Raw genomic sequence first — 13,271 nt, forward strand, 5'->3', positions numbered from 1 at the left:
TCATGGACACCAGCGAAACACCCGCCGCAGCGCCCCACGGCGACGTCGTGGGGGCGGCCGCCTTGCCCGGCGGCCTGCGCGGCGTCGTGGCCGACTGGTCAGGCGATCGCACGGCCTTCAAGGTGCCGTGGGGCAAGGCGATGATGTGGATCTTCCTGGTCTCGGACACGTTCGTCTTCTCGAGTTTCCTGATCGGCTACATGACGGTGCGAATTTCGACCACGGCGACATGGCCGAATCCCGGCGAAGTGTTCGGGCTGGAAGTCGGCGGCCACTCGGTACCGCTGCTGCTCATCGCCATCATGACGTTCGTACTGATCAGCAGTAGCGGCACGATGGCGATGGCCGTCAACTTCGGGTACCAGCGCGATCGCGACAAGACGGCTGCCTGCATACTGGCGACGGCCTTTTTCGGCATGGCTTTCGTCAGCATGCAGGCGTTCGAGTGGAGCAAGGTGATCTTGCATGAAGGCATCCGTCCGTGGGGCAACTCGCTGGGCGCGGCCCAGTTCGGTGCGTGCTTCTTCATGATTACCGGCTTCCACGGGTTGCATGTGAGCGCCGGCGTGATCTATCTGCTCACGGTCATGCGCAAAGTGCTAAACGGTACGCTGGAGCGCCGCGGCAATTACCAGCTCGTCGAGATCGCCGGCTTGTACTGGCACTTCGTCGATCTCGTCTGGGTGTTCATCTTCGCGCTGTTTTATCTCTGGTAGGGGGCGGCCATGGCCCACGCATCCACTTCCGGTTCCGGCCAGCAGCATCCGATCGGCCTCTATCTGAAAATCTGGGGGCTGCTGTTCGTGCTCTCGACGCTGTCGTATCTCGTCGATTACGCGAATCTGCAAGGCTATCTGCGTTGGGGACTGATTCTCGCGCTGATGATCGCCAAGGCGGGGCTGATCGTGGCCGTGTTCATGCACATGGCATGGGAGCGGCTGGCGCTGGTCTACGCGATCCTCATCCCGCCGCTTTGCCTGCTCGTGCTGATGTCCATGATGGCGGCCGAAGCCGACTACACGTTCCTCACGCGCCTCTTATTTTTCCGCTGAAGTCGCGCAGCGGGCCCCACGCGCCCGTTACAACGGTTCGACGAGCCGCTTGTCGCTCTTGCTGCAATACTCCGCGCAGGCCGCACGCGCGGCGGTGGCGGCGCCGTGCACGAACAGCGGCGCATCCGCGCGCCGCGACATCGACACGACGATCGACGGCGGCGCCGGTTGCAGCGGCAGTTCGACCACTTCGCCGCTTTCAATCAGCTTGTCGACAAACAGGCGCGGAATGGCCGCTACGCCAAAGCCGTCGCGCACCAGCTGCACGATCACGGCGATCGACGGGGAGCCGGTAATGCGCGTCTCCGACAGCGGCACGCCATGCGCGCTCGCGAGCTTGGCGACAATATCCTCGAGTGCGCGATGTGGCGCCGTGCCGCGCCCGAACGTCAGGATCGGGTGCCGCAGGACATGCACCGCCAAGCCGCTGCGCGCCGACGGCAGCAGGCCCGCGCGCGCGATCCAGTGCACCGGATAGTTGGCGAGCGCGTCGCACACCACGTTGCTCTCATCGCTGCCTTCCACGCGGATGATGAGATCGAGCTCATCGGCGATCAGCCGGCGTTGCAGCACGACACTCACGTCGACCGTCAGTTCGACGTCGAGCTTGGGATAGTCGGCCGCCAGGCGCCGCATGTAGTGCGGCAGCCAACTGTGCACGACCGTCTCGATGACGCCGAGCCGCAAACGGCCGCGCATTGTGCTCTCGCCCGATGCCGCCGCTTGCAGCCGGCGCGCGGCCTCGACGACCGCCTTGGCGTATCCGAGCAGGTATTCCCCATTCGGCGTGAGACGGAAGTCGCGGCTCTCGCGATCGACGAGCGCCGTCTGCAATTCTTCCTCCAGGGCCTTCACACGCTGTGAAATTGCCGCGGGCGTGGCATGCAGCGTGGCAGCCGTGGCCCGGAAGCTCCGCAGTTTGGCGAGCGTCACGAAGGTGTCGAGAAAGCGAGTGTTCACGTGGGAATGGCCAGTAAATGTCGTGTTGATGCGCGACGTTGCCGGAGAGATCGTGAGAAATGGCAGCGAGCGTGCGGGGGGTGAAATTCGCTTCACCCCGGGAAAACCCGCGAAGTTGTTAAGAAATTCTATACGCCAGTAGCAAGAAAAAGTCGTTGGCGATAAATTTTTTTTCTTTCTATGCTTCAACCCAATTCATCACATTGCCACGTGAAACCCCATGTCGATGCGCGAGGACCTCATGCCCTTCGAATTCCGCCAGGCCGTGCGAAACGGCCAGTTTCGCGGTCCGACCGCCGGTTACTGCGGCGACTACGCCCAGGCCAACCTGGCGATCCTGCCGTCGGCGTATGCCAACGATTTCCTGCGTTTCTGCCAGGCCAACCCGAAGCCGTGCCCGCTACTGGCTGTCGGCGAACCGGGGCAGTGGCATGTGCCGGCGCTCGGCCGTGAAGTCGATATCCGCAGCGACGTCCCCGCGTTCTATATCTATCGCGACGGCCGCCTGGCGCAGGAGACCGATTCGTTGGCCGACGTGTGGCAGAACGATTTCGTCGTGTTCGCAATCGGCTGCTCGTTCTCGTTCGAGCAGATGCTCGCCAAGGAAGGGATTCCGTTGCGTCACGTGGAGGAAGGCCGCAACGTGCCGATGTACCGCACGAAGATCGCCAACCGCCGCGCCGGCATTTTTGGGGGCGAGCTTGTCGTGTCGATGCGCCCCATGCGCGGGGCCGACGCGATTCGCGCCGTGCAGATCACGAGCCGCTTTCCGGGCGTGCATGGCGCGCCGATCCATATCGGCGACCCGGCCGAGTTGGGCATCGAGGATCTGGCAAAGCCCGAATTTGGCGACGCGGTCACGATCAAGGAAGGCGAATTGCCCGTCTACTGGGCCTGTGGCGTCACGCCGCAGACGGCAATCATGGGCGCGAAACTGCCGCTGGCCATCGCGCACAAGCCCGGCCACATGCTGATGACCGATATCACCAACGCCTCGCTCGCCGTGTTCTGAACACGGTAATCGAAGTCACTTTTCGCACCATGCACCCCGGAGTGATCCATGGATAGCAAAACCCCCCTTGCGGCCACGGCCGCTCACGCGAGTGCCGTTGCCGACACGGCACCGGCGTCATCCGAAACCGGCGGCAGCCTGATCGCCTGGTATGGCGAGGCCACGTCGCGCCAGAAGCGGGCGTTCTGGAGCTGCAAGGTCGGCTACATGCTCGACGGCATGGACACCCAGATGCTCAGCTTCGTCATTCCGACGCTGGTTGCCACCTGGGGCATCAGCCTCGCGGACGCCGGGTTTATCGGCACCCTGACATTGCTCGCGTCCGCGCTTGGCGGCTGGGTCGCCGGCATCCTGTCCGACCGCATCGGCCGTGTGCGCACGCTGCAGCTGACGGTGCTCTGGTTCGCGGTCTTCACCGGGTTGTGCGGTCTTGCGCAGAGCTATCACCAACTGCTGGCCGCCCGCGCGCTGATGGGCTTCGGCTTCGGCGGCGAATGGACCGCAGGCGCTGTGCTGATCGGTGAAGTCATCCGCGCCAAGGACCGCGGCAAGGCGGTCGGGCTGGTGCAGTCGGGCTGGGCCATCGGCTGGGGGCTCACCGCCATCCTTTATTCGGTGCTGTTCTCGGTGCTGCCGGCCGACATGGCATGGCGCGCGCTGTTCCTGGTCGGGCTGCTGCCCGCACTGCTGGTGGTGGTCATTCGCCGCTACGTCAAGGAGCCGGACGTCTACGAAAAAGAAAAGGCCGCGCAGGCCGCCACGAGCGACCGCCCCGGCTTCATGGAAATCTTCAGCCCCAAACTGCTGTCGACGACGATCCGTGCGGCGTTGCTGACGACCGGCGCGCAAGGCGGTTACTACGCGATCACGACGTGGCTGCCGACCTTCCTGAAGACGGAGCGCCATCTGACGGTGATGGGTACCGGCGGCTATCTGGCGATGATCATCTTCGGCTCGTGGGTCGGGTACCTCTCGAGTTCGTATCTGACCGATCGTCTGGGCCGCAAGCCGAACTTCATCCTGTTCGCGGTGGGTTCGATGGCCATCGCATTCGCCTACACGTCGCTTTCGATGACCGACAGCACCATGTTCTGGCTCGGCTTCCCGCTCGGCTTCTTCGCCTCGGGGATCTTCAGCGGCATGGGCGCGTTCCTGACGGAGTTGTTTCCGACGCGTGTACGCGGCTCCGGCCAGGGGTTCTGCTACAACGTCGGCCGGGCCATCGGCGCGCTGTTCCCCTTCCTGATCGGGGCGCTGTCCAAGCATTACGGACTCGGCGCGAGCATCGGCATCTTCGCCGCAGCCGCCTACGGCGTGCTGATCATCGCCGCGCTGACGCTGCCCGAGACCCGTGGCCGCGAGCTGGAAGCGGCCGGCGCATGAGCGCCCTCCACAACCACTGAATCCCTGTATTCCCGAGCCAGGCTTGCCGCGCGTGTCGCGCGGCGGGCCGAACTCACCCCGAATTCCGCGCGGCCGGCGCCAAACCGGCTGTCCGGGCACCGCACCTCCTGTCTTCAGCAAGCGAAATCCGATCATGACGAACGTCACTACCTCCGCGACTGCCGCCCCCGCAGCCCCCTCCCGTTGGCAATTTTGGATCGACCGGGGAGGCACCTTTACCGATATCGTGGCGCGCCGTCCCGACGGCACCCTCACCACGCACAAGCTGCTTTCGGAAAACCCGGAGCAGTATCGCGATGCCGCGGTGGCGGGGATTCGTCATCTGCTTGGCCTGTCGGCGAACGCACCCATCACGCCCGAGCGGGTCGAGATGGTCAAGATGGGCACGACGGTTGCGACCAACGCGCTGCTCGAGCGCAAGGGCGAGCCGACGGCGCTGATCACGACGCGCGGCTTTCGTGATGCGTTGCGCATTGCGTATCAGAACCGTCCACGCCTGTTCGACCTCGACATCGTGTTGCCCGAGGCGCTGTATGACGACGTCGTCGAGATCGACGAACGCGTTGGGGCACACGGCGAGGTCGTGCATGACCTCGATCTGGCGAGCGCGAGCGAGGCGCTCACGGCGCTTTACGCCAAGGGCGTGCGGGCGCTGGCGATCGTGTTGATGCATGGCTACCGTCATCAGGCCCACGAGAAGGCGCTGGCTGTGCTTGCGCGCGAGATCGGCTTTCCCCAGGTCTCCGTCTCGCACGAGGTGTCGCCTTTGATGAAGTTCGTCTCGCGCGGCGACACCACGGTGGTCGATGCGTACCTGTCGCCGATCCTGCGCCGTTACGTCGAACAGGTCGCGGGCGAGATGCCCGGCGTGAACCTGCAGTTCATGCAGAGCAGTGGCGGCCTGACCCGGGCCGACAACTTCCAGGGCAAGGACGCCATTCTGTCCGGCCCGGCCGGCGGCATCGTCGGCATGGTGCGCGCCTCGACGCAGGCGGGCTTTCCGCGCGTGATCGGCTTCGACATGGGCGGCACGTCGACCGATGTTTCCCACTACAACGGCGAGTTCGAGCGCGTGTTCGAGACGCAGGTGGCGGGCGTGCGCATGCGTGCGCCGATGATGAGCATTCACACGGTGGCGGCGGGGGGCGGTTCCGTGCTCGGCTTCGACGGCACCCGCCTGCGCGTCGGCCCCGATTCGGCGGGGGCGAATCCCGGGCCCGCGGCGTACCGTCGCGGCGGGCCGTTGGCCGTGACGGATTGCAACGTCATGCTAGGCAAGATCCAGCCGGACCATTTCCCGAAGGTCTTCGGCCCGCATGCGAATGAACCGCTCGACCGCGATATCGTCGTGCGCAAATTTACGGCGCTGGCCGACGAGATCGCGGCCGCGACGGGCGTGCGTCAGACGCCTGAAGCGCTTGCCGAGGGATTTCTCGAGATCGCCGTGGGCAGCATGGCGAACGCGATCAAGAAGATCTCGGTGCAGCGCGGCCATGATGTCTCGCGTTATGTTCTGACAACGTTCGGGGGCGCGGGCGGCCAGCATGCATGCGCCGTGGCAGACGCCCTCGGCATGACGCAAGTCTTTGCGCATCCGCTCGCCGGCGTGCTGTCGGCCTACGGGATGGGCCTCGCGGACCAGACGGCCATGCGCGAACGCGCGATCGAAGCAACGTTGACGGATGCCGCGTTGTCCGGGCTGGCGGATGCCCTGGGCGCGTTGGCCGATGAGGCCGTCGGCAGCCTGCTGGCACAGGGCGTGGCGCCTGAGCGCATCGACACGATCCGCCGGGTGCACCTGCGTTATGAAGGCACGGACTCGGCCATCGCCGTGCCATTTGGCGACGTGGCGCAGATGCGGGCAGCGTTCGAAGCCGCGTATCGTCAACGTTATTCGTTCCTGATGGACGGCGCGGCGCTTATCGCGGAAGTGGCATCGGTCGAAGCGATCGGCCGGTCCGACGCCCCCGTCGACATTGCACCGCTGGCGGCGCGCACGCACGGCGCGCCCGAGCGCGTGACCTCCGTGCGCCTGTATTCCGGCGGCGCGTGGCACGACGCCGATCTGTTCGCGCGCGAGACGCTGCTGGCCGGCGATACGCTCGATGGCCCGGCCATCGTCGCGGAAAAGAGCGGCACGACTGTGATCGAGCCGGGTTGGCGCGCCGAGATGACGACGCAGGGCAATCTGGTGCTCACGCGCGTCATCCCCCGCGCGGGCCAGCGCGCGCTGGGCACGGCAGTCGATCCGGTGCGTCTGGAGATCTTCAACAACCTGTTCATGTCGATCGCGGAACAGATGGGCCTGCGGCTGCAGAACACCGCGTACTCCGTCAACATCAAGGAACGGCTCGACTTCTCGTGCGCCATCTTCGATCGCGACGGCAACCTGATCGCCAACGCGCCACACATGCCGGTGCATCTGGGATCAATGGGCGAGAGCATCCGCACGGTGATCGAGCGCAATCGCGGCAACATGCGCGACGGCGACGTCTTCATGCTGAACGATCCCTATCACGGCGGCACGCATTTGCCGGACGTCACAGTGATCACGCCGGTGTTCGCGGATGATGACGCCGAGCCGCTGTTCTACGTGGGCTCGCGTGGCCACCATGCGGACATCGGCGGCATCACGCCGGGATCGATGCCGCCGGATTCCACGCACGTGGAGGAAGAGGGCGTGCTGATCGACAACTGGCAGCTGATCGCCGGCGGCGTGCTGCGGGATGCCGAAACACGGGGTCTGCTCGGCTCGGGGCGTTATCCGGCGCGCAACATCGACCAGAACATGGCAGATCTACGCGCGCAGGTGGCGGCCAACCAGAAGGGCGTGGACGAACTGCGCCGCATGGTCGGCGAGTTCGGGCGCGAGGTCGTGCTGGCGTATATGGGGCACGTGCAGGACAACGCGGAAGCGGCCGTGCGCCGGGTGGTCGGTGCGCTCAAGGACAGCCACTATCGCTATCCGCTCGACAACGGTGCGGTGATCGAGGTGAGCATTTGCGTCGACGACGACAAGCGTGGCGCCACGATCGACTTCACCGGCACGTCCGCGCAATTGCCGAACAACTTCAATGCGCCGCGCGCGGTGTGCATGGCGGCGGTGTTGTACGTCTTCCGTACCTTGGTGAAGGACGACATCCCGCTCAACGCCGGCTGCCTCAAGCCGTTGACGGTGATCGTGCCGGCCGGATCGATGCTCAACCCGGTGTATCCGGCGGCGGTGGTGTCGGGCAATGTGGAAACATCGTCGGCGATCACGAACGCGTTGTACGGGGCGCTCGGCGTTGTGGCGTCGAGCCAGGGCACGATGAACAATTTCACATTCGGCAACGCGCAGTACCAGTACTACGAGACGATCTCGGGCGGCAGCGGCGCGGGCGACGGGTTTGACGGCGTCGACGCGGTGCAGACCCACATGACGAACTCGCGGCTGACCGATCCTGAAGTGCTCGAATGGCGCTATCCGGTGCGTCTGGACAGTCACGTGATTCGCCACGGATCGGGCGGTGCGGGGCGTTGGCAGGGCGGCAATGGGGCGGTCCGCAGGGTGCGCTTCCTGACGCCGATGACCGCGTCGATCCTGTCGAACAACCGGGTGCACGCGCCGTTCGGCGCAGCGGGCGGGAGCACCGGTGCGCTCGGTTGCAACTACGTTGAACGCGCAGGTGGCGAGCGGGAGGCGCTCGGCCACATCGGCCGCACGCAGATGCAGCCTGGGGACGTGTTCGTTATCGAAACGCCGGGAGGCGGCGGGTTCGGACGCTAATCAGTCAAGCGCAGAAAATCTCACGCGTTCGGTTCGAACTCGAAAGTGATGCGCGATTTTCCGAAGCGGGCGAAGGGGCGCATCACTACGATTGGCATTCCCTTCGCCAGCGGATGACGGAGCGCGAATACGTTCGGCGGCGTTCGATGCGGTAATGCCGGGCCTCGCCGCGCTTGATCCTCCGCCCGGCGCGCACGCTACGGAGATGCAGATGTCCACGACTGAGTTCCAATGCCGGCAACGATCGTCTTTCGATCACAGGTCTGCGCTTCTGATCGAGGCTGCTGTCGCCGAGGACACGAACCGAGACGTGGATGAGGGCACCCACCGGCGCGTTCGCGAAATCGACCGAAAGCTTCCCGAATGCATGCGTCAAATGGGGTGGTCGCAACAGCAATGGGCCGGTCACCTCGACAGCATCGGGCTTCGGGGCAATAAGCACGAACACCCCATGCGCGAACACCCCTTCACGGGCTCGCATTCGTCGTTCACGGTGCTGCTGAGCGTGAGCGCAGGATATTCAGCGGCTGGCCTGTCAAACCGTCGCTATGCGAATGCCGACGATGTCCGGGAGTTCCTGTTTTTGGAGTACCAGCGAGATCGCTTTGACTGCCCTGCCTACATTACAAAGGACTGGGAGCATTTCAACGAATTGCTGGGCGGCGCGGTTGAGCCGGAGGGGGCCCGAAAGGAGGTATGGGGTGAGAGGGGGGCGCGCGATCTTGCAAAGATCAAGCTCGATCCCTCCCGCTACCACGAAACACCGACCGGGTATGTCTTGCGCGACGTGCCGAAATCGCTCGCTGACAAAGGGTGGTCGCAAAGCGATTGGGAGAATTATCTCAGTAAGCTCGACATCCACACGGACCGGCATCGCGCAAAAGCGGATATTGCCCCCGAAATGAAGTGGTCCGACAATTTGCATGTACTCATCGAGGGTGTATTCAACGATCGCGAGGAACGGGAGTTTTTCCAAGCGCTGTATGGTTCAGGCGACTACTCGCCATCCAGTATCAACCACATTCTTACCGTCGGCGGCAGCCGCCAGAATGCCAACGATGTTGACCATCTGCGGACTCGCGCCGAAGGGCAAAATCGCCGCATGCATGCGGACCCCGAGCGCTACAGCCGCACGCCGCACGGATACATCTCGCGTCGCGTGCCAAAGGCTTGGGCGGACAAAGGGTATTCACAAACGGCTTGGGAAAACTTGCTCCGGGAGAAAGGTTTGTGGTCGGAAATCCCTGATGCGGGGCGTGGCGCCCGGGACGCGGCAAGCAAACGGATTCTCGACCCGAGGCTCGACCCTGAATTGGGTATCCATCGCATTTTCTACAGCAGACCGCCGGGCGGGACGGATCCGAAACTCGATATCGGCGTCCCTGATGGACGCGTCGGCTATTGGGGGCTGGTCGACATCATGCGTTTCATTACGGTGGCGATGCAGAACCTGGCCCGATACATGGCTGGCGTGACCAAGAACAATACCGACGTCGCAGAAGACGCCGGGCGCTACGCCGTATGGTTGAGCCGTCTGTCTGCGGATCTGAAGAATGCGACTGACTCGCTCGATGCCAGCAAGATGGACAGCAAGATCACCGACTTCCTCGACAAGCACAAGATTCGTCTGGAAGGTCAGAACAGCCTGCCGACCCAATGGAAGAAGGCGGATCTCGAAGCCTATCGCGACCTCCTGCAGAACTTCGCGAACAGGATCAAGACGACCAACGAGCAGCACATCACGCGGCTGAACGAAATCACCGGCATGGCCAGTTCGCTGCAGGACATGCTCGCGCGTTACGTCAAGATCGGCACGGACATGTACGCATCGGCGGCACGCAATCTGTAATCTCCGGAAGAGGCGCAATGGCATCCGATATTTGTAACGACACGATAGACCCGACCGATGCATCCATCGATGCGGCGATCGCTGCGCTTGAGCAGCAACGTTCGGCGCTGACCAACGCGATGTTCGATCTCGCCAGACTTCACCGCGACCTGACGGCGCTCACCGTCGACGCGCAAACGGACCCATCCGCAGCGGCGCGTCTTGCGAAACTCTCCTCGGCCATGTCCGCACCGTCGGTGCGCGCTCAAGAGGGGGCGGTGCGAGAGATTGGGCGTCGCCTCGCCCATCTGTCCAGCGCGCTGGAAGCGGAGGCCGGTCTTCCGCGCCGCGAGGACAACGCCGAGCCGTCGGGGCCATCGAAAGCGCGCAAATTGCGCCCGCGTCTGCGCCGCTCCGGCACGAACGGTTTCGCCTGAGGCAACGCTTCAATTTTCGGAAAATCCAATGGATCACATCGACGCGCGAAGACTGCCCGCTGCGGGGGACTTCCTTCGAGCCGCCGCAGACCTGCCGTTGCAGGAAACCGCTCCTGCCAACAAGACGCAATTCGCCCGGCATGCGGGTGAGGGCAGCTACTGGCACGCCGTTGACACCGTGGCCAACACAGTGCGCGATATGCATGCCGCCTTGACGCGCATGGCGACGCTTGCCCAGGCGCGCGTCGTTGTCGCCAAGGACGCCAGCCGCCACGCTTTATGGTCAAGCAACATGATCAACACGAGTGCGCCGGAAGGCGGTGTGTACCGCTTGCCGGAAGCCGTCGCCACCTTTCTTGTGCGGCACAACCTCTTCATTGGCGACGACGCGGCGATCCGGCAGCCGGCAACGAAAGCCGATATCGAGGCATACCGCGATCTGCTGCAGGACTTTGCGGGCGGCGTGACAAAGCTTCAGGAGCAGGAACTGCTTGCCTTCAACAAAATGCAGGGCATGGCCGCCGCGCTATTCGACATGACGTCGCGCATGCTCAAGATGGGCCATGAGATGTGCACATCGATTACGAGAAATATCGCATGACGATGTCCGCAGAATGCTCCGACCCGCTCGCCCGGTTTCTGGCCAACGCCGAGCTTCGTGCCGCCGCGATGCGCGGCATGAACGCCATCCACTTGACCGAATAGGAATCACACATGGCAATGCTCACTACGTTCCCGGCCGCCGGCATGCGTGGCGGACTGCCAGTGCTCAGGCAGTCGCTTGAATCGCTCGACCCGGCCAGCGCGGCCGAACTTCCCGCATCGGGGCGGGAAGGGCTGGATATCGATACGCTCATGCTGAAACTGACGTTCGAGTTGAAGCGCTTCGTCGGCACACTCGCGGCGCAGACCCTCGAGATCGACAAGGTGATGGTCGAAAAGATGACGGCGCTCATCAACGAACGGATCAAGACGCAGGCAGAAGAACTCAAGAAGAATGCCGAAGCGGCGGCCAAGGCGCGCAAGGCGGGGATCCTTGGCGTCGTCATCGCATGGGCGATGGCGGCAGTGGATGCCGTCATCGGTGTTGCCAAGGTGGTCGGCGGCTTCCTGAGCGCCAATCCCATGATGGTCTCAGGCGGCTTCATGAATATCGCGTCCGGTGCCCTTGGCATTGCGGCCGCCGCCTTCAGTACGCTGGCCCTGCTGGACGAGAGGCGCCGCGACAAGTGGGCAGGCATCGCGAGCAAGCTGTCTTGCGCGGCGATGAGCGTCTCGATCGCCGCTGCGTTCGTGGACATCACGAGCGCACTGCGCAACGCCTTGCTGGCGCATATTGCTTCCAAGGCAACCAAGCAAATTTTGGCGAACAAAAGCGGTGCAATCGTGGGCGAAATATTGAAGTCCGGCGGCAACGAGATTTTCGCGGACGTGTCCAAGCGCTTCGCAAAGCAAGTCTCTGAACAGGTTGGAACGTGGATGAAGAAAGAGGGGGTTCGCCCGCTCCTGATGCGTGTCATCAACAATCAGAAAGAGATGTTTGCGCAAATCGAAAAAATCGCCGAGAAATCGTTCCGAAAGGGCGCAGGCAAGGCGTTTCTGGACCTGGATCTGTACGCTCGGGGCTCGGCGCGGGAGATCGGCGACAGGGTGCTTGCAGCGACGCAGGCTGCACTTGAGAAGTCCGGGAGGCGGCTGCAAAACCAGGTACTGATCAGGCTTGAGGCGGTCAATCAGATCCGCGCGACTGCGCAGGGCGCAGGACGGGCCGGGCAAGGGGTATTGAATGGCCAACGCGCCGAGTTGCGCCTGGATGCGGACAAGTTGCGGGTCCGCCGCGACGAACTGCAGACCCAGTACCAACACTATGAGCAGGACCGGAAGGAGAACAATCGCCGTCTCCAGCGGCTCATCCGCAGCGATGGCGATTTGACGCGCGTCGCACAAGACAGAACGCGCGTGCGCATCAGCGTGATCCAACGTATCGCCAACATGGCGTAACTGAAATGCGAAGGAGGATGACTATGACGAATGTTGCAGTGATGGCTCGGCTTTGCGAAACGGCACAACAGGGTTTATCCGGCAGACCGATTTTCGAGGATACGGGTTCCGGCAGTGCGACGCCGAAGCGGCACGGCGACCCGAAGATCGACTTGGCCAACCTCGGGAGCCTCCAGGCCTTGATGGCCGAACTCCAGCACATGTTTTCGAAAATCTTCGAGCGGTTGCGCGATATCCAGATGATGCAGGGGGTGGAAGCGAAGCGTGCGCGTTACGAACAGTTTGCGCGAATGCTGAAGAGCTTGCTGGACGAGGCCAACAAACGCTTCGACGGCGCCAAAACGCAGGCATGGCTACAGGTCGCTGGCGGGGTTGTGCAATGTGGCGCGGGAGTTGGCGGTGCCACGACGTTGATTCGCTTTGGCGGGACCGACGCTGGCGGATTGTGGCAGGCAGGTGTCAGGCTGAGTTCGGAATCGGCATCTGGCGTGTCGGGCGCCATGAACGGAGGCGGCACTTTCGCGTCGGCCGAGGGCGAACTTGCGGCGGCTCGCGCCGGGCAGGGCGCGCAGTTCGAGCGGGATGCCTCGGAAGGCTTCACGGACCTCGGGCGGAAGTCGAACGATCAGGCGACGTCCCTTGATCAGCTGGCCGTGGATATCGTCCGGACCATCACCGACATGATGAAGCAGTTGAGCCAGATCGTTTACGGCCAACGATAGGCGTGGCGCTCGAGAACGACGTCCGGCGCTTGCGGCGCGTGCCCTGACGATCGGCGTGCCCGCCACGGTCTGCGGCCCAGCGGGCG

General features: G+C 63.7%; 11 protein-coding genes. 10 read left to right on the forward strand and 1 reads right to left on the reverse strand.

The genetic code is table 11. The features are described 5' to 3' along the window. Window positions 1-2 precede the first annotated feature (2 nt). The gene (locus PTE30175_RS21175) at window positions 3-716 is read left to right on the forward strand and encodes a heme-copper oxidase subunit III family protein (RefSeq protein WP_150699044.1); all 714 of its coding nucleotides are present in this window, start codon (window positions 3-5) and stop codon (window positions 714-716) included. A gap of 9 nt (window positions 717-725) precedes the next feature. Continuing rightward, window positions 726-1,052, forward strand: a complete 327-nt coding sequence (locus tag PTE30175_RS21180; protein WP_150699045.1) for a cytochrome C oxidase subunit IV family protein — start codon at window positions 726-728, stop codon at window positions 1,050-1,052. Between the two features lie 27 nt (window positions 1,053-1,079). Here PTE30175_RS21180 and PTE30175_RS21185 read toward each other — a convergent pair whose 3' ends face one another. Then, complete coding sequence (locus PTE30175_RS21185; RefSeq protein ID WP_150699046.1) at window positions 1,080-2,012, reverse strand: LysR family transcriptional regulator; 933 nt, start codon at window positions 2,010-2,012, stop codon at window positions 1,080-1,082. A 226-nt stretch (window positions 2,013-2,238) separates the two neighbouring features. Here PTE30175_RS21185 and PTE30175_RS21190 point away from each other — a divergent pair, with 226 nt between their 5' ends. From PTE30175_RS21190 to PTE30175_RS21225, 8 genes are all read left to right on the forward strand, one after another. Then, on the forward strand, window positions 2,239-3,024 hold the full coding sequence (locus PTE30175_RS21190) for a putative hydro-lyase (RefSeq protein ID WP_150699084.1): 786 nt from the start codon (window positions 2,239-2,241) through the stop codon (window positions 3,022-3,024). A gap of 48 nt (window positions 3,025-3,072) precedes the next feature. Next, the gene (locus PTE30175_RS21195; RefSeq protein WP_150699047.1) at window positions 3,073-4,407 is read left to right on the forward strand and encodes an MFS transporter; all 1,335 of its coding nucleotides are present in this window, start codon (window positions 3,073-3,075) and stop codon (window positions 4,405-4,407) included. 154 nt (window positions 4,408-4,561) lie between these two features. Further along, window positions 4,562-8,197: a hydantoinase B/oxoprolinase family protein gene (locus PTE30175_RS21200; protein WP_150699048.1), complete on the forward strand. Its 3,636-nt coding sequence runs from the start codon at window positions 4,562-4,564 to the stop codon at window positions 8,195-8,197. Window positions 8,198-8,408: 211 nt separating this feature from the next. Then, complete coding sequence (locus PTE30175_RS21205; protein ID WP_150699049.1) at window positions 8,409-10,046, forward strand: hypothetical protein; 1,638 nt, start codon at window positions 8,409-8,411, stop codon at window positions 10,044-10,046. Between the two features lie 17 nt (window positions 10,047-10,063). Then, window positions 10,064-10,462 carry a hypothetical protein gene (locus PTE30175_RS21210; RefSeq protein ID WP_150699050.1) on the forward strand — a complete coding sequence of 133 codons (399 nt, stop codon included), beginning with the start codon at window positions 10,064-10,066 and terminating at the stop codon, window positions 10,460-10,462. Window positions 10,463-10,490: 28 nt separating this feature from the next. Continuing rightward, window positions 10,491-11,063, forward strand: coding sequence for a hypothetical protein (locus PTE30175_RS21215; protein ID WP_150699051.1), 573 nt, complete (start codon window positions 10,491-10,493; stop codon window positions 11,061-11,063). A gap of 113 nt (window positions 11,064-11,176) precedes the next feature. After that, window positions 11,177-12,463, forward strand: coding sequence for a type III secretion system translocon subunit SseC family protein (sctE, locus tag PTE30175_RS21220; protein ID WP_150699052.1), 1,287 nt, complete (start codon window positions 11,177-11,179; stop codon window positions 12,461-12,463). 23 nt (window positions 12,464-12,486) lie between these two features. Next, window positions 12,487-13,185 (forward strand): hypothetical protein, encoded by a 699-nt coding sequence (locus tag PTE30175_RS21225; RefSeq protein WP_150699053.1) that lies wholly within the window; start codon window positions 12,487-12,489, stop codon window positions 13,183-13,185. The last annotated feature ends 86 nt before the right edge of the window (window positions 13,186-13,271 follow it).

Origin of the sequence: Pandoraea terrae (assembly GCF_902459695.1) — a bacterium.
Classification (GTDB): domain Bacteria; phylum Pseudomonadota; class Gammaproteobacteria; order Burkholderiales; family Burkholderiaceae; genus Pandoraea; species Pandoraea terrae.

Coding starts and splice junctions, on each gene's coding strand:
- PTE30175_RS21175 (WP_150699044.1), top strand. CDS start 3: ATGGACACCAGCGAAACACCCGCCGCAGCGCCCCACGGCGACGTCGTG.
- PTE30175_RS21180 (WP_150699045.1), top strand. CDS start 726: ATGGCCCACGCATCCACTTCCGGTTCCGGCCAGCAGCATCCGATCGGC.
- PTE30175_RS21190 (WP_150699084.1), top strand. CDS start 2,239: ATGCGCGAGGACCTCATGCCCTTCGAATTCCGCCAGGCCGTGCGAAAC.
- PTE30175_RS21195 (WP_150699047.1), top strand. CDS start 3,073: ATGGATAGCAAAACCCCCCTTGCGGCCACGGCCGCTCACGCGAGTGCC.
- PTE30175_RS21200 (WP_150699048.1), top strand. CDS start 4,562: ATGACGAACGTCACTACCTCCGCGACTGCCGCCCCCGCAGCCCCCTCC.
- PTE30175_RS21205 (WP_150699049.1), top strand. CDS start 8,409: ATGTCCACGACTGAGTTCCAATGCCGGCAACGATCGTCTTTCGATCAC.
- PTE30175_RS21210 (WP_150699050.1), top strand. CDS start 10,064: ATGGCATCCGATATTTGTAACGACACGATAGACCCGACCGATGCATCC.
- PTE30175_RS21215 (WP_150699051.1), top strand. CDS start 10,491: ATGGATCACATCGACGCGCGAAGACTGCCCGCTGCGGGGGACTTCCTT.
- sctE (WP_150699052.1), top strand. CDS start 11,177: ATGGCAATGCTCACTACGTTCCCGGCCGCCGGCATGCGTGGCGGACTG.
- PTE30175_RS21225 (WP_150699053.1), top strand. CDS start 12,487: ATGACGAATGTTGCAGTGATGGCTCGGCTTTGCGAAACGGCACAACAG.